19 protein-coding genes are annotated in these 22597 nt (G+C 73.2%); 3 read left to right on the top strand and 16 right to left on the bottom strand.

Annotated features, from left to right (window positions below):
- The 9 genes from FIP57_RS01360 to FIP57_RS01400 form a co-directional block, all read right to left on the bottom strand.
- Nucleotides 1-1761, bottom strand: coding sequence for an IucA/IucC family protein (locus tag FIP57_RS01360; protein WP_148571173.1), 1761 nt, complete (start codon nt 1759-1761; stop codon nt 1-3).
- Nucleotides 1758-2309, bottom strand: a complete 552-nt coding sequence (locus FIP57_RS01365; RefSeq protein ID WP_148571175.1) for a GNAT family N-acetyltransferase — start codon at nt 2307-2309, stop codon at nt 1758-1760. The genes FIP57_RS01360 and FIP57_RS01365 overlap by 4 nt, the downstream gene beginning before the upstream one ends.
- Nucleotides 2306-3637 (bottom strand): lysine N(6)-hydroxylase/L-ornithine N(5)-oxygenase family protein, encoded by a 1332-nt coding sequence (locus FIP57_RS01370; protein WP_148571177.1) that lies wholly within the window; start codon nt 3635-3637, stop codon nt 2306-2308. Before FIP57_RS01370 ends, FIP57_RS01365 begins: the two co-directional genes overlap by 4 nt.
- Nucleotides 3637-5082: a pyridoxal phosphate-dependent decarboxylase family protein gene (locus tag FIP57_RS01375; RefSeq protein ID WP_148571179.1), complete on the bottom strand. Its 1446-nt coding sequence runs from the start codon at nt 5080-5082 to the stop codon at nt 3637-3639. Before FIP57_RS01375 ends, FIP57_RS01370 begins: the two co-directional genes overlap by 1 nt.
- Nucleotides 5083-5213: 131 nt before the next feature.
- Complete coding sequence (locus FIP57_RS01380) at nt 5214-5468, bottom strand: SCO4848 family membrane protein (RefSeq protein ID WP_148571181.1); 255 nt, start codon at nt 5466-5468, stop codon at nt 5214-5216.
- Nucleotides 5465-5803 carry a rhodanese-like domain-containing protein gene (locus tag FIP57_RS01385; protein WP_148571183.1) on the bottom strand — a complete coding sequence of 113 codons (339 nt, stop codon included), beginning with the start codon at nt 5801-5803 and terminating at the stop codon, nt 5465-5467. Before FIP57_RS01385 ends, FIP57_RS01380 begins: the two co-directional genes overlap by 4 nt.
- Nucleotides 5800-6330, bottom strand: a complete 531-nt coding sequence (locus FIP57_RS01390) for a 2'-5' RNA ligase family protein (RefSeq protein WP_148571185.1) — start codon at nt 6328-6330, stop codon at nt 5800-5802. Before FIP57_RS01390 ends, FIP57_RS01385 begins: the two co-directional genes overlap by 4 nt.
- Nucleotides 6331-6352: 22 nt before the next feature.
- Nucleotides 6353-7390, bottom strand: coding sequence for a tryptophan--tRNA ligase (gene trpS / locus FIP57_RS01395; RefSeq protein ID WP_148571187.1), 1038 nt, complete (start codon nt 7388-7390; stop codon nt 6353-6355).
- A 31-nt stretch (nt 7391-7421) separates the two neighbouring features.
- Entirely contained in the window at nt 7422-8810 is a 1389-nt protein-coding gene (locus FIP57_RS01400) for a hemolysin family protein (RefSeq protein WP_148571189.1), read from the bottom strand.
- A 63-nt stretch (nt 8811-8873) separates the two neighbouring features.
- Between FIP57_RS01400 and FIP57_RS01405 the strand changes: the two genes are divergently transcribed.
- Nucleotides 8874-10001, top strand: a complete 1128-nt coding sequence (locus FIP57_RS01405) for a GNAT family N-acetyltransferase (protein ID WP_162529643.1) — start codon at nt 8874-8876, stop codon at nt 9999-10001.
- Between the two features lie 74 nt (nt 10002-10075).
- Nucleotides 10076-12820: a hypothetical protein gene (locus tag FIP57_RS23015; protein ID WP_162529644.1), complete on the top strand. Its 2745-nt coding sequence runs from the start codon at nt 10076-10078 to the stop codon at nt 12818-12820.
- 18 nt (nt 12821-12838) lie between these two features.
- On the opposite strand, the gene FIP57_RS01415 is transcribed toward FIP57_RS23015, so the two are convergent.
- Nucleotides 12839-15070 (bottom strand): NADP-dependent isocitrate dehydrogenase, encoded by a 2232-nt coding sequence (locus FIP57_RS01415; protein WP_148571193.1) that lies wholly within the window; start codon nt 15068-15070, stop codon nt 12839-12841.
- A gap of 195 nt (nt 15071-15265) precedes the next feature.
- Here FIP57_RS01415 and FIP57_RS01420 point away from each other — a divergent pair, with 195 nt between their 5' ends.
- Nucleotides 15266-16252 carry a malate dehydrogenase gene (locus tag FIP57_RS01420; RefSeq protein ID WP_148571194.1) on the top strand — a complete coding sequence of 329 codons (987 nt, stop codon included), beginning with the start codon at nt 15266-15268 and terminating at the stop codon, nt 16250-16252.
- Between the two features lie 19 nt (nt 16253-16271).
- On the opposite strand, the gene FIP57_RS01425 is transcribed toward FIP57_RS01420, so the two are convergent.
- The 6 genes from FIP57_RS01425 to FIP57_RS01450 all read right to left on the bottom strand — a co-directional run bounded on the left by FIP57_RS01425 (nt 16272) and on the right by FIP57_RS01450 (nt 22566).
- On the bottom strand, nt 16272-17501 hold the full coding sequence (locus FIP57_RS01425; RefSeq protein ID WP_148571197.1) for a hypothetical protein: 1230 nt from the start codon (nt 17499-17501) through the stop codon (nt 16272-16274).
- Nucleotides 17498-17860 (bottom strand): DUF3017 domain-containing protein, encoded by a 363-nt coding sequence (locus FIP57_RS01430; RefSeq protein ID WP_148571199.1) that lies wholly within the window; start codon nt 17858-17860, stop codon nt 17498-17500. The genes FIP57_RS01425 and FIP57_RS01430 overlap by 4 nt, the downstream gene beginning before the upstream one ends.
- Nucleotides 17857-18711, bottom strand: coding sequence for a bifunctional methylenetetrahydrofolate dehydrogenase/methenyltetrahydrofolate cyclohydrolase (locus FIP57_RS01435; RefSeq protein ID WP_148571201.1), 855 nt, complete (start codon nt 18709-18711; stop codon nt 17857-17859). The genes FIP57_RS01430 and FIP57_RS01435 overlap by 4 nt, the downstream gene beginning before the upstream one ends.
- A gap of 108 nt (nt 18712-18819) precedes the next feature.
- On the bottom strand, nt 18820-20421 hold the full coding sequence (gene purH, locus FIP57_RS01440; RefSeq protein ID WP_148571203.1) for a bifunctional phosphoribosylaminoimidazolecarboxamide formyltransferase/IMP cyclohydrolase: 1602 nt from the start codon (nt 20419-20421) through the stop codon (nt 18820-18822).
- A complete protein-coding gene (gene purN / locus FIP57_RS01445; RefSeq protein WP_148571206.1) occupies nt 20418-21047 on the bottom strand; it encodes a phosphoribosylglycinamide formyltransferase in 630 nt (209 codons plus the stop codon). Before purN ends, purH begins: the two co-directional genes overlap by 4 nt.
- A gap of 58 nt (nt 21048-21105) precedes the next feature.
- Nucleotides 21106-22566, bottom strand: a complete 1461-nt coding sequence (locus FIP57_RS01450; protein WP_148571208.1) for a cell division protein PerM — start codon at nt 22564-22566, stop codon at nt 21106-21108.
- Nucleotides 22567-22597 lie beyond the last annotated feature (31 nt).

Below are 22597 nucleotides of genomic sequence, written 5' to 3' on the forward strand. Positions count from 1 at the left end.
CTAGGGGCCGAAGGGCGCGAGCGGGTTCGCCAGGGTGCCCTCGAGGATCAGCGACTGCGCCTGGTCGGCGAGGTCGACCATCTGCTTCGGGTTGCGCAGCTGCAGGCGGTTGAGGCACGACCGCTCGATCCGCGGACGGAAGAGGTCGTAGCGCTTGGCCTGCAGCTCGAGCTCGGGGTGGGCCGCGCGGTGGTCGAGGACCACCTGGGCTACCTCGCGCCAGAACGTGTCCGCGTCGAGGACTCCTGCCTCGTGCATCGTGGCCGCGAGGTGGCGGAGGAAACCGTCGAGGACGTCGACGAGGAGCGAGAGCCCCTTGAGGTGCTCGGGCACGTCCTGCCGGATCCGTTCGGCCTCGGCCGGGAGCGGGGTGTCGCCCATCAGGCAGACCTCCTCGCCGATGTCCTTGATGACCACCCGGACCGGCACGTGGTCGCGGAGCACGAGGATGAGGTTCTCCCCGTGCGGCATGAAGGCGAGGTCGTGGCGGAGGAGGCAGTGCACCACCGGGAGCAGGTAGGCGTCGAGGTACGCGCGGAGCCAGCGACGGCCACCGACACCGGAGGCGGCGACGAGCTCGGCGACGAAGGCCCCGCCCTCGGTGTCGCGGTGCAGGAGCGACGCCATGGTGGCCAGCCGCTCGCCTCCCTGCAGGCGGGGCACCGGGCTCTCGCGCCACAGGCAGCTGAGCAGGGTCTGGTGACCGTTCGGGAACCCCAACGAGTGGTAGACGTCGCCCGAGTAGCCCACCGCCGCGAACTCGCGGAGCACCGAGAAGCCGGCCTCCTGCAGCACCGGGTCGTCCGCCACGACGCCGGCCACCCAGTCGTTGATGGCCGGGGTGCCCCGCATGTACTTCGGCGACAGGCCGCGCACGAACCCCATGTTCTGGATCGACAGCGAGGTCTTCACGTACGGCCGCTCGGGGTGCTCGACGTCGAGGAAGGTGCGCAGCGACTGCTGGGGCTGCCACACCGGCTCGGTCGTGCCCACGTGCACGACGTCGCGGCGGGCCACGTCCGGCGCCAGCGTCGTGGTGACCTTGTTGGTCCACTGCCAGGGGTGGCAGGCCATGAACAGGAAGTCGGCGGCGTCCTCGCCCAGGTCGCGGAGGTGCTGCTCGAACGTCCCGACGCGGTCCCCCAGGAGCTCGGCGTAGAGGGACGCTTCGGTGATGTCGGCGCCGGTGGACAGGTGCGCCTTGGTGCGCCGCACCGCGAGCCACTCGAGCGCGACGCGTGGCCCCGCCTCCGGGGCGTAGGCGGAGTGGTCGTCGACCCCGAAGCCGATGCGGCCGCTGTTCGCGACGAACCCGGGGTGCCCCTCGGTCATCGCTGCCTCGACCTCCTGGAAGGAGGCGTCGACGAGCTCGTGGGCCGAGAACCGTTGGTGGGCGACCTTCCAGGCGTGCGCCGCCAGCGTGCTGCTGACCTCCTCCAGGTAGACCGGGGTGGTGGCGTCGTCCATCCCCACGAGCGGCGCCAGGTCGGCGACCAGCCGCAGCGCGTCGGGCTCGACCTCCTCACCGTCGACGACGCACCGCAGCGACGCGGGATCCACCTGCCAGTGGTCGAGCGAGTGGCGACCCGCCCGGAAGCCGTAGTCGACATCACCTACCCGGAGGGACCAGCGGTCGCCGTCGGGGGTCGGCGCCCAGAGCCCCTCGTGGGCGAGCTCGGCGACGGTCTTCGCCACCACGTGCCGGTGGGCGTGGCGCATGGCGACGGGGTTGAGGTGGGCGGCGAGGAGAGCGTGGGTCATGCCGTGCTCCTTCCGAGAGGGCTGGCGAGGTACTGGTCGCGGGTGCAGGAGCTCAGCGCGGCGACCTTGGTCGGGAGCTGGACCGGCCCGTGGACGACGAACCCCGCCTCGGCGTTGAGGACCGCGATCCGGTCGTTGCGGATGTCCGGCTCGACGACCACCCGCTCGACGGCCGGGTCCTCGAAGAGGAGCTCCATGACGGTGCGGAAGACCGCCCGGGTGAACCCCGGGACCGGGTCGTCCGCCGGTGCGACGAGCACGTGCATGCCGACGTCGCCGGGGCCCCACGGGCCGTGCGCCGCGAGCACGCCGTGCGCGGGGTCGTAGCGCTCCACCAGGAACGCCGGCGTCCCGTCGGCACGGCCCAGGAACGCCTCGTGGTGCGGGTCCGCCGCGATCTCCTCGTAGGCCGAGACGACGTCCGCCACGGAGGCGTCCGCCATCTCCCAGAAGACCGCCTTGGGGTGGGTCACCCAGGCGTGGAGCACCAGGGCGTCGCGCGCGACGTCGAGCGGCTCGACCGTGAGCCGGGCGGTCAGGCTCGTCATGCCACCACCTCCACGAGGCGGGGCTGGTCGGGCACCGCGCGGTCCTGGACCGGTGCGCCGAACTCCTGGAAGGCGATGCGCTTCTCGACCGGGTACACCTCGCGACCGGTCATCGCGGCGATGATCACCGAGTTCCGGTAGGCCCCCATCCCGAGGTCCGGGGCGACGAAGCCGTGGGTGTGCTCCTCGGCGTTCTGCACGAAGATCCCCCCGCTGTCGATGTCGACCGCGTAGCTGCGGTCCGCGACCACGCGCCCACGGTCGTCGGTGCGGACCCGGTGGCGGACCGGGTCGAGGAAGTCGGGCGTGCGGGCGGCGTAGCCGGTGGCGAGCACCAGCCCCTCCGTGCGGTGGCCGAACCGGACGTCCTGCTCCCACTGGTGGAGGTCGATGTCGTAGCCCGACCCGTCCCACCGGACGCCCGTCACCTCCGTGCAGGTGCGCAGCTCGGTGGCCACCTCGCCGTGGAGGTGCTTGCGGTAGAGGGTGTCGAAGATGTCGTCCACGAGGTCGCCGCTGATCCCCTTGTAGAGACCGCGCTGCTCCTTGAGCAGGGCGTCACGCTTTTCTTGTCGAAGGGACTGGAAGTAGGCGGTGTACTCCGGAGACGTCATCTCGAGCGTGAGCTTGGTGTACTCCAGCGGGAAGAACCGGGGCGACCGGGTGATCCAGCTGAGCCGGTAGCCGTGCTCGTCGACCCCCTCGAGCAGGTCGCGGAAGATCTCGGCCGCGCTCTGACCGCTCCCCACGACGGTGACGGAGCCGAGCGCCCGCAGGTCGTCCCGGTGGCGCAGGTAGTCGGAGGAGTGGATCGCCGGGCCGTCGAGGTCGCGGCAGCACACCGGGAGGTACGGCGGCGTGCCGGTGCCGAGGACGATCCTCCGGGCGAGGTGGCGCTCGCCGCGGCCGGTGGCACGGTCGACCGCGTGCACCACGTAGACCCCCTCGGCCTCGTCGTGCTCGACGCGGTGCACGTGGCGCCCGAAGCGGATGGTGTCCAGCTGCGCGGCGGCCCACCGGCAGTAGGCGTCGTACTCGGCACGGAGGGGGTAGAAGCTCTCCCGGATGTAGAAGGGGTACAGCCGCCCGACCTGCTTGAGGTAGGCCAGGAACGAGTACGGCGAGGTCGGGTCCGCCATCGTCACCAGGTCGGCGAGGAACGGCACCTGGAGGCTCGCGTCCTCGAGCATCATCCCCGGGTGCCAGGAGAAGTCCGGGCGGGCCTCGAGGAAGAGCCCGTCCAGGTCCGGCACCGGGTCCGCCAGGCAGGCGAGACCGAGGTTGAAGGGGCCGAGCCCGATCGCGACGAAGTCGTGGACCCGCGCCATCAGCAGGCCTCCTCGAGCTGCGCGCCGAGCTCCTTGCCGGTGGCCCGCACCAGCTCGACCACCTCGAGGAGCTGGGCGTGGGTGGTGGCGGCGTTGAGGAGCGTGAGCTTGAGCCAGGAGTGGCCGTCGACCTTGGTGCCGGCGACCACCGCGTCGCCCCGTTCGAAGAGCGCTCTCCGGATCCGCGGGTTCAGCTCGTCGGCCACGCCGACCGGCATCTCGGCGGGGCGGTAGCGGAGGACCAGGGTGCTCAGCTCGGGCGCGGCCGCCATCTCCAGGTCGGGGTCGTCCGCGAGGGCGTCGTACAACGTGTGGGCGGCGTCGATCGCGGCGTCGAACAGCTCGCCGACCGCGTCGGCTCCCATCAGCCGGAGGGTGAGCCACAGCTTGAGCGCGTCGAACCGCCGCGTCGTCTGCATGCTCTTGTCGACCTGGTTGGGCACCACGGCGGTGCGCGGGTTCAGGTACTCCGCGTGCATCGTGACGTGGCGCAGGGTGCGGCCGTCGCGGACCAGCACGGCGCTCGACGAGACCGGCTGGAAGAACGTCTTGTGGAAGTCGACCGTGACCGAGTCGGCCCGCTCGATGCCGTCCAGCAGGTGGCGCCGGCGGCGCGACGCGAGCAGCCCCCCGCCGAACGCGGCGTCCACGTGGAGCCAGACGCGGTGCCGGGCGCACGTGGCGGCGATCTCCGCGAGCGGGTCGATCACGCCGAAGTCGGTGGTGCCGGCGGTCGCGACCACCGCCATCGGCACAGCGCCGTCGGCGAGGCAGCGCAACAGCTCGCGCTCGAGCGCGACCGGCTCCATCCGGTGGTGGCGGTCGACCGGGACGCGGACGACGGCCTCCCGCCCGAGCCCGAGGACGTCGGCCGCCTTCTCGACGCTGAAGTGCGCATCGGCGGAGGCGAGGACGCGCAGCCTGGACAGCGGCGCCCGGGTGGCCGCCACCGTCTCGCCACGGGCGAGCAGCAGCGCCTGCAGGTTCGAGGCGGTTCCGCCGGTGGTGAAGACGCCGTCGGCGTCGGCCCCGAGCCCGAGCCGCGCCGCCGTCCAGTCGACGAGCCGCCGCTCCACCAGCGTCCCGCCGGCGCTCTGGTCCCAGGTGTCGAGGGAGGAGTTCACCGCCGAGACGACGACCTCGGCCAGCAGTGCCGGGATCACCACCGGGCAGTTGAGGTGGGCGACGTAGCGGGGGTGGTGGAACCACACGGCGTCGTCGAGGTAGAGCGAGGACAGCTCGTCCAGCGCGCTCCGCACGTCGTCGACCGGGGCGTCGAGGTCGACGTCGGCGACCCGTTTCGCCAGGCGCTCGACGTCGGGACCGGTGGTCGGAGCGCCCGCCTCGACGAGGTGGCGGGCGACGTGCTCGACGCCGTCGCGGATCGCGCGGCCGTAGCTCGGTGCGGTGGCGGCGGTCAGCAGGTGCTCGGTCGGATCGGCCACGTGGCTCCTTAGGTGAGGCTTACCTAACCCGCACGCTAGGGAGTCGCGGCGAATGTCGCAACCGCCAGTTTCATGACCAAGGTCACCCGCGCTCGGGCTGGGGTCGCTCGACCACCCTGTCGCCCGAACGGTCAGCGCCGGGCGGAGACGTCCTCCGCGGCGCCGGCGGACGCCTCGCGCCAGGCCTTCAGGCCGAGCCGGCCGAGGACGACCGCGATCGTCAGGTTGACGACGACCAACACGACGTGGGCGACGTAGTAGCCGGCTGCGCGCTCCTCGTCCCCGGTCCACGACTCCCAGAGGTTCCGGGCGAAGTTGGCGTAGCTGACGACGTTCCACACCGCGATCGCGAGGAAGAGCACGGCGTGCCGTCGGGTGAGGGTCACGGCGCCTGCCCCTTCGTCGGCAGCCCGGCGGCCGACCATGCCCGGAAGCCGCCGTCGAGGTCGGTGGCGTCGACACCGAGCTCGCGCAGCGTGGCAGCGGCGAGGCTCGAGGAGTAGCCCTCGTTGCAGACCACCACCTTCCGGTCGTACGACGCGAGGGGAAGCCGCGCCTCGCAGGCCGGGTCGAGCCGCCACTCGAGCACCGTCCGCTCCACGACCACGGCCCCGGGCAGTGCCCCGTCCTGCTGGGCCCCGAACGCCTCGTGCGGTGCGAGCCGCACCAGCCCGGCACGGGCCTCGGCCAGCAGCTCGTCGATCGAGCGGCGGGCCGTCACCGGGCCCCGCCCGGGTTCCCCGTGAGCGCGAAGTCCTTCACCGGCGTCCACCCGAGCTCGGCCTCGTGGACGTAGAGCGAGAAGCGGTCGACGGTGAACCGGCAGTCGAACGAGCCGAGCTCCTCGTAGGCCCGGTCGAGCAGCGGCTCCTCGAGGTGGTGCGCCACCGTCACGTGCGGGTGGTAGGGGAACTGCGCGTCGATGGCCAGCGGCCCCCGTCGCACCGCTGCCGCCAGCACCTCGCAGCTCGAGATCCCCTCGACCACGTTGACGAACACCACCGGGGACACCGGCCGGAACGTCCCGGTCCCGCGCAGCCGCATCGCGAAGGGCGCGGTGGCGGACGCGATCGCAGCCAGGTGCTCGTGGATCCCGGGCACCAGCGCTTCGTCGACGTCGACGGGTGGGAGCAGGGTGACGTGGGTCGGGATGCCGGCGGCAGTGGGGTCCCCCAGCTTGACGCGGTACTCCTGGAGGTCGCTCCCCCACGGCTCCGGCACTGCGACCGACACGCCGATCGTCGTCACGGTCGACCAGCCTAGTCCGGGCTCAGGAACGTCTCGGCACGAAGCCGACGCGCTCGTAGACGTCGCCGAGGGTCTTCTCCGCCACCTCGTTCGCGCGCAGCGCGCCGGCGGCCATCACCTCGTCGAGCTCGGTGCGGTCCTCGAGCATCTCGAGGGTCCGGTCGCGGAACGGCGTGACGAAGTCGACCACCACCTCCGCGAGCTCGTTCTTGAGGTCGCCATAGCCCCGGCCGGCGTACTTGTCGACGAGCGCCTCGACGGTCTCGCCGCTGAGTGCCGCGTAGATCGTCAGCAGGTTCGAGACCCCGGGCTTCTCCTCGGGGTCGAACCGGATGTCGGTCCCGGAGTCGGTGACCGCGCTGCGGATCTTCTTCGCCGATACCTTCGGGTCGTCGAGCATCTCGATGATCCCGGCGGGCGAGGACGCCGACTTCGACATCTTCGCGGTGGGGTTCTGGAGGTCCCCGATCTTCGCGGTCTCCTTGAGGATGTAGGGCTCGGGGAGCCGGAAGGTCTTCTTGTAGCGGTGGTTGAACCGCTGCGCGAGGTCGCGCGTCAGCTCGAGGTGCTGACGCTGGTCCTCGCCGACGGGGACGTAGGCGGGCCGGTAGAGCAGGATGTCGGCGGCCTGGAGGATCGGGTAGGTGAACAGCCCGACGCTGGCCGCGCCCTCGCCACCCTTGGCGGACTTGTCCTTGAACTGCGTCATCCGCCGGGCCTCGCCGAAGCCGGTCAGGCACTGCAGCACCCAGCCGAGCTGGGCGTGGGCGGGCACCTGGGACTGCAGGAAGATCGCCGAGCGGGACGGGTCGATGCCCATCGCGATCAGCTGTGCCACCGCCCGGCGGCACCGCTCCCGCAGCACCTTCGGGTCCTGCTCGACGGTGATCGCGTGGAGGTCGGCGACGAAGAAGAACGGCTCGTGGTCCTCCTGCAGCGCCACCCACTGCCGCGTCGCCCCGAGGTAGTTGCCGAAGTGGAACGAGTCGGCGGTGGGCTGGATCCCGGAGAGGACCCGCGGCCGCGCCGTCGGGGCGGGGGTGGGGGTGGCGTCGGACATGTCCTGCATTCTGTCAGCCACCCCCACGCGCTCAGCGACCGGTTTCCCCCTCGAGGAGCTCGTGCGGGTTCGGCGTGGCACCAGGTCCGGGCTCATCCTCGGCCCCGTGCCCGGAGCCGTGCTCGAAGCTGTCCTGAGCAGTCCTCGGGAGCAGCGAGACCCGCACCCGGCTCACCCGCCGGCCGTCGACCACCAGCACGGTGATCCGGTAGCTCTCGACGTCCACCGCGTCTCCAGGCTCCGGGATCCGGCCCAGCCGCGACATCAGGAACCCCGCGACGGTCTCGTAGGGGCCCTCGGGGAGCTCGATCCCCGTCTCGTCCTCGAAGTCGTCGAGGTTGAGCAGCCCGTCGAGCTCGACGTCGCCGCTCAGCGTGCGGGTGGAGACGCCCTCGTGCAGGTCGTACTCGTCCTTGATGTCGCCGATGAGCTCCTCGACGAGGTCCTCGAGGGTCACGATCCCCGCGGTGCCGCCGTACTCGTCGGCGACCATCGCGATGTGGATCCCCTGCCTCCGCATGTCGGTCAGCGCGGAGAGGATCGGCCGGGTCCAGGGCAGCGTGAGGATGTCGCGCGCCATGTCGCCGACGCGCACCGACCGGCCTGCGACCTCCGGATCGAGGAGGTCGCGCACGTGGACGAAGCCGAGCACGTCGTCGGCGGAGCCCTGGATCACCGGGTAGCGGGAGTGCGGCTTCGACAGCGCCTCGCGGGCGGCCTTGTAGACCGGCATCTCGCCGTCGAGGAAGTCCACGTCGGTGCGGGGCAGCATCACCTCGCGGATCTGCCGGTCACCGGCCTCGAAGACGTCGCCGAGGATCCGGCGCTCCTCCTCGCCGAGCGCCTCGTGGGTGCCGACCAGCTCGCGGAGCTCCTCGTCGGACATCTGCTCGCGCTGGGCCTCGGGGTCGCCGCCGAGCAGCCGGACGACGAGGTTGGTCGAGACCGAGAGCAGCCAGATCACCGGCCGCGAGATCCGCGAGATCCAGTCGATGAGCGGGCCGAGCGCCAGCGCGAACGTCTCCGTGCGCTGCAGCGCCAGCCGCTTGGGGACCAGCTCGCCGAAGACCAGCGAGAGGTAGGAGATCACCAGCGTCACCAGGACCAGCGCCACCGTGCCGCTGGCGCCCGCCGGCACCCCCCAGTCCTCGAGGTACGGCGCGAAGTCGTTGGCGAGCGTCGCCCCGCCGAAGGCCGCGGAGAGGAACCCGGAGAGGGTCACACCGACCTGCACGGAGGCGAGGAACCGGTTGGGGTCCTCGTTGAGCCCGGCGACCACGCGCCCGCGGCGCCCCTTGTCGGCCAATGCACGCGCCTGGCTGTCGCGCATCGACACCAGCGCGGTCTCGGCGGCCACGAAGATCGAGCCGACGAGGACGAAGAGGATGACCAGCCCGATGGAGGGAAGCGACTCGCTCACCGTGCGGGCCCGCCCGGGGTCCTGGGTCTATGACCGTCGTCCATGACCCTCAGGATAGGCGGCATGCCCTTCCCGCAAACCGTCCCCCGGCTCACCGAGGGCGCCGTCACCCTGCGCGCGCACACGCCGTCCGACGCCGGACCGGCCCTGGAGCAGTGCCTCGACCCGCTGAGCCGGCAGTGGACGACGGTGCCCCTCGACTACACCTACCGCGACGCGCAGGAGTTCGTCTCGGTCGTGATGCCGGCCGGCTGGGACGACGACAGCGAGTGGTCGTTCGCCGTCGAGGCCGAGGACGGCGGGGTCGGCCGCTTCGCCGGCACGATCTCCCTGCGCAACCGGGGCCACGGCCGCGCCGAGATCGCCTACGGCTCCCACCCCTGGGTGCGCGGCCGGGGCCACATGGAGACAGCGCTGCGACTGCTCCTGGCCTGGGGGTTCGAGGAGCGCGGGCTGCACAGCGTCGCCTGGCTGGCCAACCAGGGCAACTGGGCGTCCCGCAAGCTCGCCTGGCGGCTCGGCTTCCGCGTCGAGGGCGCGCCGCGCCGCTGGCTGGTGCACCGCGGCGACCTGGTCGACGCGTGGGTCGGCACGCTGCTCGACGACGACCCGCGCCACCCCACCACTCCCTGGTACGACGTGCCGCGGCTGGTCGGCGACGGGATCGTCCTGCGCCGCCTCGAGGAGCGGGACGCCGACCGGATGGTCGAGGCGTGCCGCGATCCGGCCACCGCCGGCTGGATCGGCGCGATCCCGCAGCCCTTCACCGGGGCCGACGCGGTGGAGTACATCGCCGGCCGCGAGGAGCAGCCTGCCACCGGGCGAGGCGTGAGCTGGGCGGTCGCGGACGCAGCCACCGACGAGCTCGTGGCCCACGTCGACCTCTTCGACGTCCGTCGCGGGGCCGGCGCCGAGCTCGGCTACTGGGTCCACCCGGCCCGGCGCGGCCGCGGCGTCGCCACCGCCGCCTGCCGGCTCGCGGTCCGCCACGCGGTGGTCCCGGAGGAGGATGGCGGGCTCGGGCTGCCGCGCGTGCAGGCGCAGGTGGCGGTGGGCAACGACGCGTCGCTCCGGGTGGCCGCGAACGTGGGGATGACCGAGCAGGGCAGGCGGCGCCGGGCGCTCCGGCTCGGTGACGGGACCCTCGCCGACGCGGTCCTCCTCGACGTGCTCGCGGAGGAGGTCCGCTGATCCGGGGGTGCTGACCCCTAAGGTTCGAGGCGGGCGGTCGTGGGGGCTGCCCGGACCCGGGGGAAGGAACCGTGATGCCGGGACGCCGAACCAGGATCCGTCGTGCCCGCGCAGGGGTGGTGGCCCCTGCCGTCGCCGCTCTCGTCGTCGGGCTGCTCGCGCCGCTCACCGGCGTCACCGGCCCGGCCGGCGCCGCACCGACCGACCCCGAGGACCCCTCGACCGGTCCAGGCCAGTGGAGCGTGGAGCCGAGCGCCGACGACAGGTGGGCGGTCGCCTGGCGCTCCCCCACCTTGCTGCCGCTGACCTCCGACCGCCCCACCGTGGTCGCGGCCGACGGAGCGCCGGACGGGCTGACGGTGGGCCCGCCCACCGTCCTCGACGACGGCCGCACGGTCACGGCCCTGGTCACCTCGCCCACCCGCCCCGACCCCGAGCAGCTCGACGTCCTCCTGTCCGGCCGGGCCCTCGACGAGCCCGAGCCGGACGAGGGGCTCGAGCGCTCCCGCCCGTCGACGTGGAACCCGCCGAAGCGGACGCGACTCTCCGCCGACCCGGGCAAGGCCGGCGGTCGGCGCGTGGTCACCTCCGACTACCGCCGGGCGTCGGTCAAGCTGCCCGGGATGCCGCGGAAGGTCGAGGTGCGCGGCCACGTCGTGCGCCCCGCGCGCGGCACCGGCCCGCTGGTGCTCTTCCTGCACGGCCGCCACGAGACCTGCTACCGGCCCTCCGACGGACGGCTCTCGGGCCGATGGCCGTGCTCCTCGCGCGAGCGTGCGGTGCCGAGCCACCTCGGCTACGACTACCTCCAGAAGCGGCTCGCGAGCCAGGGATTCGTGACCGTCTCGATCTCCGCCAACGGGATCAACGCCCAGGACCACCTGCTCGCCGACGGCGGCGCGGCGGCGCGGGCGTCACTGGTCCGCCGCCACCTGCGGATGTGGAGCACATCGAAGAAGCTGCCCGACGCCCGGCTGCGCTCGGTGGTCCTGGTCGGCCACAGCCGCGGCGGCGAGGGGGTCGCCCGCGCCTCGCTGGAGATCCCGCTCAGCGCCCGGTTCCGGGTCGCCGGTCAGGTGCTCCTCGCGCCGACCGCGTTCTCGCGCCAGACCTCCCCCTACGTCCCGACGGTGACCGTGCTGCCGAGCTGCGACGGCGACGTCGTCGACCTCCAGGGGCAGGGGTACACCGACGTCGCGCGGGACGTCGCGGCCGGCGACCCGTCGATGAAGAGCTCGCTGCTGGTCGTCGGCGCCAACCACAACTACTTCAACACCGAGTGGACGCCGGGCAAGGCCACCGCCGACGCCCGAGACGACTGGGGCTCGGGCCGCGGACCGTGCGGGACGGCGTCCGCGGACCGGTTGACCGCCAAGGAGCAGCGCCGCGTGGGCGCGGCGTACGTCTCGGGTGCCGTACGGCTCTTCTCCCGCGGCGAGCGGCGGTTCTCCCCGCTCTTCGACGGCAGCGCCGTCCGGCTCCGCTCGACCCGGGACGCGGTGGTGCTCAGCCACATGGTCGGCGGCGGCCGCGAGGTGCGGCGCCCCGGGGTAGACGCCGCGATGACCGGCTCGACCGGGGTGACGACGCGGCTGTGCCGGGGGCTGACCAGCTGGGAGCCGACGGCCGGTGAGTGCGGCCAGTCGGCGGGCGGGCTCCCCGCGACCCCGCACTGGCCGCTGAGCTTCCCGCCGGTCCCGGAGCAGCGTGCCTTCGAGATGCGCTGGGACCGCCCCGGGGGGCGTGGCGGGCTGTCGTTCTGGAACCCGTTGTCGCTCGGCGACCGCGAGCAGCTGGTGCTCCGCACGGTGGTCGACAACCAGGTCGGCTCCACCTCGGTCCGGCTCCGCGTCACCGACGCCGACGGCGGCCGGGTGCTGCTGCCGGCCACCTCGTTGACCGCGCTCCCGCACGGCCCCGCCTGGCACGTCGGTGCGCTGTGGGCGCAGGAGCTCCGCGTCGAGCCGGCGGCGCTGTCCGGGATCGACCGGTCGCGCATCTCGCGCATCGAGCTCGTCGCCACCGGCGACCGGGGCCACGTGTGGGTGCTCGACGTCGCCGCGGCGCCGCGGCGGCTCCCCGCCGTGCCCGTCCGGCGGATGCCCTTCGTCGACCTCGGCGAGCTGCGCACCCCCGAGGGCGACGACGGTCCCCAGGTCGCCCGGATCCCCTACCGGGTCACGGGGTCCCTGACCAGCCCGGCGGTGTTCCGGGTCTACGGCTACGACCCCTGGACGGGGGCGAGCCGCGAGATCGACGTGACGGTCCCCGCCGGCACCCGCCGCGGCACGATCCCGTGGAGCTACACCGGCAACCGGCGGCGCAGCCTCGACGCGGTCCGCCACGACCTCACCGGCTACGGGCTGTCCGGGATCTCGGTGCGGGACTACTTCGGCCGGCTGGTGATCACCGACGACGACCCGATGCCGACGCTGTCGCTCGACGCCGTCGAGAGCACTGTCGTCGAGGGCCAGGAGGCGGTCTGGCGGCTGACGTTGTCCGAGCCGACCGACTTCGACCTCACCGTCCAGCTGGTCGCGGTGCGACCGGCGAACCGGGAACCCGTGCACGCCAGCGACCTGCCTGCCCACTGGCTGCGCCGCTGGGCGTTCGTGCCGCGGGGCACCGACCCGCCCCTCCACGAGACCGACCTGACCGTCGTGCGGGTCGTCGACGCCGGCCAGCGCACGGTCGAGCTCCGGGTGCCGCTGCGCGACGACGGCGTGGACGAGCCCGGCGAGGCGTTCCGGGTGCGGGTGGAGGCGCCCGAGCTCGGGCTGCGGACCCAGCCCTCCACGGTGGTCGTCACCGACCGGTGACGACCACCGTGGGCGAGGTCAGAACGAGGCCAGCGCCTGGTTGAAGGTGGTCGACGGACGCATGACCGCCGACGCCTTCTCGTCGTCGGGCCGGTAGTAGCCGCCGACGTCGGCGGGGTTGCCCTGGACCGCGAGCAGCTCCTCGTGGATCTTCTTCTCGTTCTCGGTCAGCGTCGCCGCCAGCCCCTCGAAGGCCGAGGCGAGCTCGGCGTCCTCGGTCTGCTTCGCCAGCTCCTGCGCCCAGTAGAGCGCGAGGTAGAAGTGGCTGCCGCGGTTGTCGATGCCGCCGACGCGGCGCGACGGAGACTTGCCCTCGTTGAGCAGCGTCTCGGTCGCCCGGTCGAGGGTCTCGGCCAGCACCTTGGCCTTCGCGTTGCCGGTGAACCCGGCGTAGTGCTCGAAGCTGACCGCCAGGGCCAGGAACTCGCCGAGGCTGTCCCAGCGCAGGTAGTTCTCCTTCACCAGCTGCTGGACGTGCTTCGGCGCGGACCCTCCGGCGCCGGTCTCGAACAGCCCGCCCCCGTTGATCAGCGGCACGACCGAGAGCATCTTCGCGCTGGTGCCGAGCTCGAGGATCGGGAAGAGGTCGGTGAGGTAGTCACGCAGCACGTTGCCGGTCACCGAGATCGTGTCCTCGCCACGACGGATCCGCTCGAGGCTGAACTTGATCGCCTCGACCGGCGGCATGATCTCGATCTGCAGCCCGTCGGTGTCGTGCTCGGGGAGGTATTCCCGCACCTTCGCGATGAGGTTGGCGTCGTGGGGACGGCTCTCGTCGAGCCAGAACACCGCCGGGGCGCCGGTCGCCCGGGCGCGCGTCACCGCGAGCTTGACCCAGTCGCGGACCGGGACGTCCTTGGTCTGGCACATCCGCCAGATGTCGCCCTGCTCGACGGTGTGCTCGAAGAGCACCTCGCCGCTGCCGTCGACGACCCGGACGGTGCCGGCGGCACCGAGCTCGAAGGTCTTGTCGTGGGAGCCGTACTCCTCGGCCGCCTGGGCCATCAGCCCGACGTTGGGGACCGAGCCCATCGTCGTCGGGTCGAAGGCGCCGTGGGCGCGGCAGTCGTCGATGACCGCCTGGTAGATCCCGGCGTAGCTGCTGTCCGGGATGACCGCGAGCGTGTCGTGCTCCTCGCCGTCGGGGCCCCACATGTGGCCGGAGGTGCGGATCATCGCCGGCATCGAGGCGTCGACGATGACGTCGCTCGGGACGTGGAGGTTGGTGATGCCGCGGTCGGAGTCGACCATCGCGAGCCGCGGGCCCTCCTCGAGCCCCTGCTTGACCGCGGCCTCGATCGCCGACCGCTCGCCGTCGGGGAGCTTGTCGAGCCCGTTGAGGATCGCGCCCAGCCCGTTGTTCGCCGAGAGCCCGGCCTTGGCCAGGGTGTCGCCGTGCTCCTCGAACACCTTCGGGAGGAAGGTCTCGACGACGTGGCCGAAGATGATCGGGTCGGAGACCTTCATCATCGTGGCCTTGAGGTGCACGGAGAACAGCACGTCCTCGGCCTTGGCCCGCTCGACCTGCTCGGCGAGGAACGCCCGGAGCTCGGCGACCCGCATGACGGTGGCGTCGACGACCTCGCCCTCGAGCACCTTCAGCCCCTCGCGGAGGACGGTGGTGACGCCTTGCTCGTCGGTGTGCTCGATGCGCAGCACGTCGTCCTTGGCGAGCACCGCGGACTTCTCGTTGGAGCGGAAGTCGTCGGCGGTCATGTGCGCGACGTTGGTCTTGGAGTCGCTGCTCCACTCACCCATCGAGTGCGGGTGGTTGCGCGCGTAGTTCTTCACGCTCGCCGGCGCGCGACGGTCGGAGTTGCCCTCGCGGAGGACCGGGTTGACCGCGCTGCCCTTGACCTTGTCGTAGCGGGCGCGGACCTCCTTCTCGTCCTCGGTCTGCGGGTCGCCGGGGTACTCCGGCAGGTCGAACCCCTGCTGCTGGAGCTCGGCGATCGCGGCCTTGAGCTGCGGCACGGAGGCGCTGATGTTCGGCAGCTTGATGATGTTCGCCTCGGGGCGCTTCGCGAGGTCGCCGAGCTCGGCGAGCGCGTCGGCGGTGCGCTGGTCCTCGGGGAGCCGGTCGGCGAAGACGGCGAGGATCCGGCCGGCGAGGGAGATGTCCCGCGTCTCGACCTCGACGCCGGCCTTCCCGGCGTACGCCTGGACGACCGGGAGGAACGAGTACGTCGCCAGCATCGGCGCCTCGTCGGTCTTGGTGTAGATGATCTTCGATCGGTTCGCGTCCGTCACTGCGGCTCCGTTGACTCTCGAGGGTTCGACTCAGGGTGTCGTGGACTGCGGGAAGTTTCTTGACGTCAAGATACCTCACCGGGACGTGGCCATCCTCCCCCGTTCCCCTGACGGCCATGCGGGGCGGCGCTCGGCCGCTGCTAGCGTCGGCACCCGACACGCACGTCCTCACACTTCCTGCAAGGAGCCCCCACCGTGACCCAGCCCGTCAAGGTGGCCGTGACCGGCGCCGCCGGCCAGATCGGCTACAGCCTGCTCTTCCGCATCGCCAACGGCGACATCCTCGGCCCGGACACCCCGGTGGAGCTGAGGCTGCTCGAGATCGAGCCGGCGCTGACGACGCTCGAGGGCGTCGTCATGGAGCTCGACGACTGCGCCTTCCCGCTGCTGTCGACGATCGAGATCGGCGCCGACGCGACGAAGGTCTTCGACGGCGTCAACCTGGCGCTCCTCGTCGGGGCGCGACCGCGCACCAAGGGGATGGAGCGCGGCGACCTGCTCGAGGCCAACGGTGCGATCTTCACCGCGCAGGGCAAGGCGCTCAACGAGGTCGCCGCCGACGACGTCCGCATCGCCGTGACCGGCAACCCGGCCAACACCAACGCGCTCATCGCGCTGAGCAACGCCCCCGACATCCCCAAGGAGCGGTTCTCCGCCCTGACCCGGCTCGACCACAACCGCGCGCTGTCGCAGCTGGCCGCGAAGACCGGCGCCTCGGTCACCGACATCCGCCGGATGACGATCTGGGGCAACCACTCCGCGACGCAGTACCCCGACATCTTCAACGCCGAGATCGACGGCCGGAACGCCGCCGAGGTCGTCGACGACCAGGCGTGGATCGAGAACGACTTCATCCCGACCGTCGCCAAGCGCGGCGCCGCGATCATCGAGGCGCGGGGCTCCTCGTCGGCCGCCTCCGCGGCCTCCGCGACGATCGACGCCGCCCGCGACTGGCTGCGGGGCACCCCCGAGAACGACTGGGTGTCGATGGCGGTCGTCTCCGACGGTTCGTACGGCGTCCCCGAGGGGCTCGTCTACTCCTTCCCGGTCACCACCTCCGGCGGCGACTGGACGATCGTCAAGGGGCTCGCGGTCAACGAGTTCTCGCGCCAGCGGATGGACGCGACCGCGCAGGAGCTCATCGAGGAGCGCGACGCGGTCACGGAGCTGGGGCTCATCTGAACCCGGGCCCCGCGCCCGCTCAGCCGGCGGAGGTGCGGCGCAGGTACTCCCGCGCCGCCCACGCCAGCAGCCGGTTGCGGTCCGCCGCGTCCAGCGCCGCGACGCGCGCGCGGAAGCCGGCGGCCCGGGCCGAGCTGCCGACCAGCTCGAGCAGCCCCGGGTCCTCCCCGCGCTGCTCGACGAACGCCCGCCGGTAGCGGCGGAAGAGGTTGCCGTGCGCGCGCGACAGCCGCGCCAGCGCGGCCTGCGAGGCGGCGAGCAGCTCGGCGTCGGTGACGTCGCCGATGCGCCGGGTGTCCGGCGCGGCCGCGGTGACCGGCACCAGCTCCGCCAGGTCGCCCTCGACCGGGTAGCCCCGCACCTCCAGCTCGGCGACGAGCCGCTCGGCCCGCTCCCGCACCCACGGGAGCTCCTCGGCGGGGAGCCGCAGCGGCCGGTCGTCGAGCTCGTCGAGCCCGGGGCGGATCCCCCGCTCGACGACCTGGAGGTACTGACGGTGGCTCAGCGCGCCGGCCAGGTCGGAGTTGAGCCGGCGCACCACCTCGAGGCCGGTGACGCCGAGCGAACGGTTCCGCGGCGGGAGGTCGGTGGGCAGGGTGCCGTCGGGAAGCCCGACCACCCGGGAGAACCGGTCGAGCAGCTCGGCCGTCGGCGCACCCGACGGCGGGACCGTCACCAGGTGGATCCGGTCGCGGGGCACCCTCCGGCCCCACACGTCGAGGACGCGCAGCAGGTCGTGGCGGAGCCAGAAGGCGGTGCCGGCCCGCACGCCGACGCTCGGGTCGCGGACCGCGGCGACGTAGTCGTCCCACGGCCAGGTCTGCCCGGTCACGATCTCCTGCTGCCAGGCCGCGAGCAGGGTGCGGCCCAGGTCGCGGACGGTCACCACCACGTGCAGCCGGTGGCCGCGCAGCGCCCGCGCCAGCCGGCGCACGTGCACCGGCCGGGCCAGCCCGAGGAGCTCCTCGGAGACCACCACCGTGCGTGCGGGGTGGCGGCGGATCTCGCGCACCAGGACCTTGAAGGCGCCCGCCACCTTCTCGTCGTCACCGGGGATGCGGCGGCCGAGCAGGTCGTAGGCGGCCCGGCGCTGCTCGTGGTGCCGGGCGCCGGCGAAGAGCACGCCGTGCTCGAGCATCGCGTCGGCGCCACGCTCGAGCGCGAACTGCAGCGACGTGGTGCCGGTCTTGGGCAGCCCGACATGGACGTAGACGTCCTTGGCCCGGCGGCCGGAGGGGGCGGGGGTCACGCGGGCGGCCTCCCGGGGATCAGGAACGCCAGCACCGTCAGCCCGCCGCCGAGCGCGAGGAGGGTGGTGACGTCGACGAGCTTGCGGCGGATCGCCAGCATCCCGCCCTGGTGCTGCGGGAGCACCAGCCGGGCGACGGCGCCGACCAGCAGCGCGCCGCCCAGCAGCGCCAGCCCGGTGCGCCACCGGTCGAGGGCGATGAGCGCCACGGCGGCGGTCGTCGTGGCGAGCATGGCGAGGTAGACCGCGCCGCCGACGGTCCGCGGCTTGCGGGGCGTGATGTCGTGCGTGGGGTCCGGGTGGGGGCGGTGGACCTCGTCCGGTGGCTCCGGCTCGACGGTGGGCTCCGGCGCGTTCACCGCAGCGCGTTCTCGGCGGCCTCCACGATGTTGGCCAGCAGCATCGCGCGCGTCATCGGGCCCACCCCGCCGGGGTTCGGCGAGATCCAGCCGGCCACGTCGTAGGCGTCCTGGGCGACGTCGCCGGCGATCTTGCCCTCGGCGTCGCGGGAGACCCCCACGTCGAGCACCGCGGCGCCGGGCTTGAGCATCGCGCCGGTGATGATGCCGGGCACCCCCGCCGCGGCGACGACGACGTCGGCCTGCCGCACGTGGTGGGCGAGGTCCCGGGTGCCGGTGTGGCAGAGCGTGACCGTCGCGTTCTCGGAGCGCCGGGTGAGCAGCAGCCCCAGCGGGCGGCCGACGGTGACGCCGCGGCCGACGACGCAGACCTCCGCGCCGGCGATCGCCACGCCGTGGCGCCGCAGCAGCTCCACGATCCCGGCCGGCGTGCAGGGCAGCGGCGCCTTGCGTCCGAGGACCAGCCAGCCGAGGTTCGTCGGGTGGAGCCCGTCGGCGTCCTTGAGCGGGTCGATGCGCCCGAGGACGGCGTTCTCGTCCATGTGCTTGGGCAGCGGCAGCTGCACGATGTAGCCGGTGCAGGCCGGGTCGGCGTTGAGCCGGTCGATCGCCGCCTCGACCTCGCTCTGCGGCACGTCGCCGGGCAGGTCCACCCGGATCGACTCGATGCCGACCTCGGCGCAGTCCTTGTGCTTGCCGTTGACGTACCACCGGCTACCGGGGTCGTCGCCGACGAGCACCGTGCCGAGACCGGGCACGACGCCCTGCTCCTTGAGCTTGGCGACCCGCTCGGTCAGCTCGCGCTTGATCGCGGCCGCGGTGGCCTTGCCGTCCAGGATCTGTGCGGTCACGCGGTCATCCTCTCAGGAGGGCGGCAGCGTGGCGGCGAAGCCGACACGCTCGCCCCAATTCAGCAGGGCGGCAGCGTGGCGGCGAAGCCGACACGCTCGCCCCATGTGTCAGTGGAAGAAGTGGCGGGTGCCGGTGAGGTACATCGTGATGCCGGCTGCGCGCGCCGCCTCCACGACCTCCTCGTCACGGACCGAGCCACCCGGCTGGACGACCGCGCGCACCCCGCCCTCGACGAGCAGCTGCAACCCGTCGGCGAAGGGGAAGAACGCGTCGCTGGCGGCGACCGAGCCGGCGGCCCGCTCCCCCGCCCGGGCGACCGCGAGCCGGCACGAGTCGACCCGGTTGACCTGGCCCATCCCGACGCCGACCGAGGCGCCGTCGGAGGCGAGCAGGATCGCGTTGGACTTCACCGACCGGCAGGCCCGCCAGGCGAACGCGAGGTCGGCCAGGGTGGCCTCGTCGGCGGGCTCGCCCGCGGCGAGGGTCCAGCTCGCCGGGTCGTCCCCGCCGCCGTCGACCTTCGCGTCCACCAGGTCGCGGGCCTGCATGAGCAGCCCGCCGCTGACCGGGCGGATCTCGGCGCCGGCACGCTGCGCGTCCGGGGGCACGACGAGCACGCGGATGTTCTTCTTGCGGGTCAGCACCTCCACCGCGCCGTCGTCGTAGCCGGGGGCGACGACGACCTCGGTGAAGACCTCGGCCACCTGCTCGGCCATCGCGACCGACACCGGGACGTTGGTGGCGATGACGCCGCCGAACGCGGACACCGGGTCGCAGGCGTGCGCCTTGCGGTGCGCCTCGGCGACGTCGGCGCCGACGGCGATGCCGCAGGGGTTGGCGTGCTTGATGATCGCGACCGCGGGCCGGTCGAAGTCGTAGGCGGCGCGGCGGGCGGCGTCGGCGTCGACGTAGTTGTTGTAGCTCATCTCCTTGCCGTGCAGCTGCTCCGCCGAGGCGAGCCCGCCACCGGGCCAGGAGGTGTAGAGCGCGGCCGGCTGGTGCGGGTTCTCGCCGTAGCGCAGCGTCGCCTTCTTCTCCCAGGTCGCGCCCACCCAGGCGGGAAACCCGGTGCCCTCGCTGGTGTCCACGAGCACGTTGCCCATCCAGGAGGCCACCGCCACGTCGTACGACGCGGTGTGGGCGAACGCCTCGGCGGCGAGCCGGCGCCGCTGCTGCAGGGTGAACCCGCCCTCGGCGACGGCGGTGAGCACGTCTCCGTACCGCACGGGGGAGGTGACCACGGCCACCGACGGGTGGTTCTTCGCGGCCGCCCGCACCATCGAGGGGCCGCCGATGTCGATCTGCTCGACGCACTCGTCCTGGCTCGCGCCGGAGGCGACGGTGTCGGTGAACGGGTAGAGGTTGACGACCACGAGGTCGAACGGCTCGACGCCGAGCTCCTCGAGCTGGCGCTGGTGGTCCTCGAGCCGGAGGTCGGCGAGGATCCCGGCGTGCACCCGCGGGTGCAAGGTCTTGACCCGGCCGTCGAGGCACTCGGGGAAGCCGGTCAGCTCCTCCACCTTGGTGACCGGGACGCCGGCGTCGGCGATGCGCGCCGCGGTGGAGCCGGTCGAGACCAGGGCGACGCCGGCGGCGTGCAGCCCCTGGGCCAGCTCCTCCAGCCCGGTCTTGTCGTAGACGGAGACGAGGGCCCGTCTCAGGGGGCGCCTGCCCGCGTCGGCGGTGGACTGTGCTGCCGTGTCGGTCACTTGCCGAACCGGACCTTCCTGTCGGTGATCGTGAATCCTTCTCGGGCCATCCGGCCCACGCTCTCGACGAGCATCTGCCGCTCGGCGCCCTTGATCCGCTCGTGGAGCGTCTCGATGGTGTCGTCGTCCTCGACCGGCACGACCGTCTGGGCGACGATCGGGCCGGTGTCCACGCCGGCGTCGACGACGAACAGCGTCGCCCCGGTGACCTTGACGCCGTAGGCGAGCGCGTCCGCCGGCCCGCGCATCCCCGGGAACGCCGGCGAGAGGGCGGGGTGGGTGTTGACGCACCGGCCGCCGAAGGCGTCGAGGAACCGCTCGCCCACGAGCTTCATGAACCCCGCCAGCACGACGAGGTCGGGCTCGGCCGCGGCGACGCTCGCGGCCAGCGCCTCGTCCCACGAGTCCCGGTCGGGGTGGTCCTTCACCCGGTGCACGAACGTCGGCACACCGGCCCGCTCGGCGCGCGCCAGCGCCTCGATCCCGTCGCGGTCGGCGCCGACGGCCACCACCTGTGCCCCGTACGCCGGGTTGCGGCTGGCGTCGAGGAGGGCCTGGAGGTTGGTGCCGGTCCCCGAGACGAGCACGACGAGCCGTGCGGGACGTCGGGGGAAGGCGGAGGGCACGGTGGTCAGGGTATCCGCCGGACCGTGCCTCTCCGGACGCCGTCCGCGGCCTCGCGGCTCAGGCGTCCTCGTCGCCGAGCCACCGCCGCAGCCGCCGGGCCGTGGAGCCCCGGACGTCCTCGCGCAGCTGGTCGACACGGACCGCGACCGTGTCCTCGGTCGAGAGGTCGTGCTCGGGCTCCTCGGGCTTCGCGGAGTGGCGGCGCGCCGTGGGCACCACCGGGACCGGCACGGGAACGGGCACGGTCAGCTCGACGTCGCGGACGACCTGCACCGGGTGCTCGGCCTCGGGGAGGTCCCGCCTTCGGACCCACCACGTGCCGAGGAGCCCGCCGAGCGCGGCGGCCGGGGCGATCGCCAGCAGTGCGGCGAGGAAGGTGCCGAGGAACGCCACCCCGATGTCGGCCATCCGGCCCGGGCCGATGGCACCGCCTGCCGCGGAGGCGGCGACCGCGAGCAGCAGGCTGCCGAGCGCTCCGGCGCCGAGGGCGCGCCAGGCGCCGTCGGCCCAGCGGTGGGTCGGGTGGGTGCGTGCGGTGAGGAACCCGGCGACCGCCCCGACGAGGACGGGGACGGCGAGCACCGCCATCACCCAGCCGGGGGTCCAGCCGTTCTCGGGGAGCGCGGCGAGGACCGGCACCGACGGGACGGGACCGGTGACGACGTCCTGGGGCGAGACGACGGTGCCGGTGCCGACCGCGAAGCCGGGCCCGAGCAGGTACCCGTCGGCGAGCAACGAGAGGTTCGGGGCGATGCCGGCGAGCAGCAGGAGCATCATGAGCCCGCCGGCGAGGTCGGCGTCCAGCGCCTCGAGGACCCCGATCGCGGCGGGCCCGCGGAAGACGAGCGCGACGGCGACCAGCAGCGCGCCGAGGGCGGCCATCGCGAGCACGACGGTCGCCGCGCCGTGCAGCACCGCGAGGAGCGCGACGGGGACCCGGCGGCGGAGCTCGCCCGCCCGCCCGGAGCCACGGAGCAGCCCGGCCCCTCCTGCCACCGCGGCGAGCAGGGATCCGCCGAGGAACGAACCCGCGATGCTCGGGGACGCCGAGGGGGCGGAGGCCAGCACCGCGGCGAGCAGCGCCACGACGCCGTACACCCCTGCGACCACGACCGTGGCCATCCCGACCCCGCGCAGCTCCTCGGGGGCGGAGGTGGCGCCCGCCCACCGGCCGGCGCGATAGGTCAGCCACCCGCACAGCAGCGTGAGCCCGAGCGGGGTGGCGGTGACGACGGCCCCCTTGACCGCCAGGTCGGCACCGTGCGCGAGGAGCCAGGTGTCGGTCGCCAGCCGGAGCACGGAACGCGTCGTGCCGTGGCTGCCGCCGTCCGCGGCGAACCAGCCGACCAGCCCGATGGCCCAGAGCAGCAGCAGGGCGACCGCGGGCGACGCGATGCCGGCGAGCGCGGCCCCGAGGACGAGCGGTCGACGGGTGTCCGCGTCCCCGGCGTTCCCCGGCGCGGGGCGGCGCGGGGGGCGGCGGGTGCGGGACGACACGGGGCTGAGCAGATCGGCCATCGGGGCCAGTGTCGTCCAGACCGCGCCCCGA

The sequence above is a fragment of the Nocardioides caldifontis genome, assembly GCF_008087345.1.
In the GTDB taxonomy this organism is placed as follows: Bacteria; Actinomycetota; Actinomycetes; order Propionibacteriales; family Nocardioidaceae; genus Marmoricola_A; species Marmoricola_A caldifontis.

What these genes read in the sequence shown, in the direction of transcription:
- FIP57_RS01370 (WP_148571177.1), bottom strand. Translation starts at nt 3,637, where the DNA reads ATGGCGCGGGTCCACGACTTCGTCGCGATCGGGCTCGGCCCCTTCAAC.
- FIP57_RS01450 (WP_148571208.1), bottom strand. Translation starts at nt 22,566, where the DNA reads ATGGCCGATCTGCTCAGCCCCGTGTCGTCCCGCACCCGCCGCCCCCCG.
- FIP57_RS23015 (WP_162529644.1), top strand. Translation starts at nt 10,076, where the DNA reads ATGCCGGGACGCCGAACCAGGATCCGTCGTGCCCGCGCAGGGGTGGTG.
- FIP57_RS01360 (WP_148571173.1), bottom strand. Translation starts at nt 1,761, where the DNA reads ATGACCCACGCTCTCCTCGCCGCCCACCTCAACCCCGTCGCCATGCGC.
- trpS (WP_148571187.1), bottom strand. Translation starts at nt 7,390, where the DNA reads ATGTCCGACGCCACCCCCACCCCCGCCCCGACGGCGCGGCCGCGGGTC.
- FIP57_RS01405 (WP_162529643.1), top strand. Translation starts at nt 8,874, where the DNA reads ATGCCCTTCCCGCAAACCGTCCCCCGGCTCACCGAGGGCGCCGTCACC.
- FIP57_RS01365 (WP_148571175.1), bottom strand. Translation starts at nt 2,309, where the DNA reads ATGACGAGCCTGACCGCCCGGCTCACGGTCGAGCCGCTCGACGTCGCG.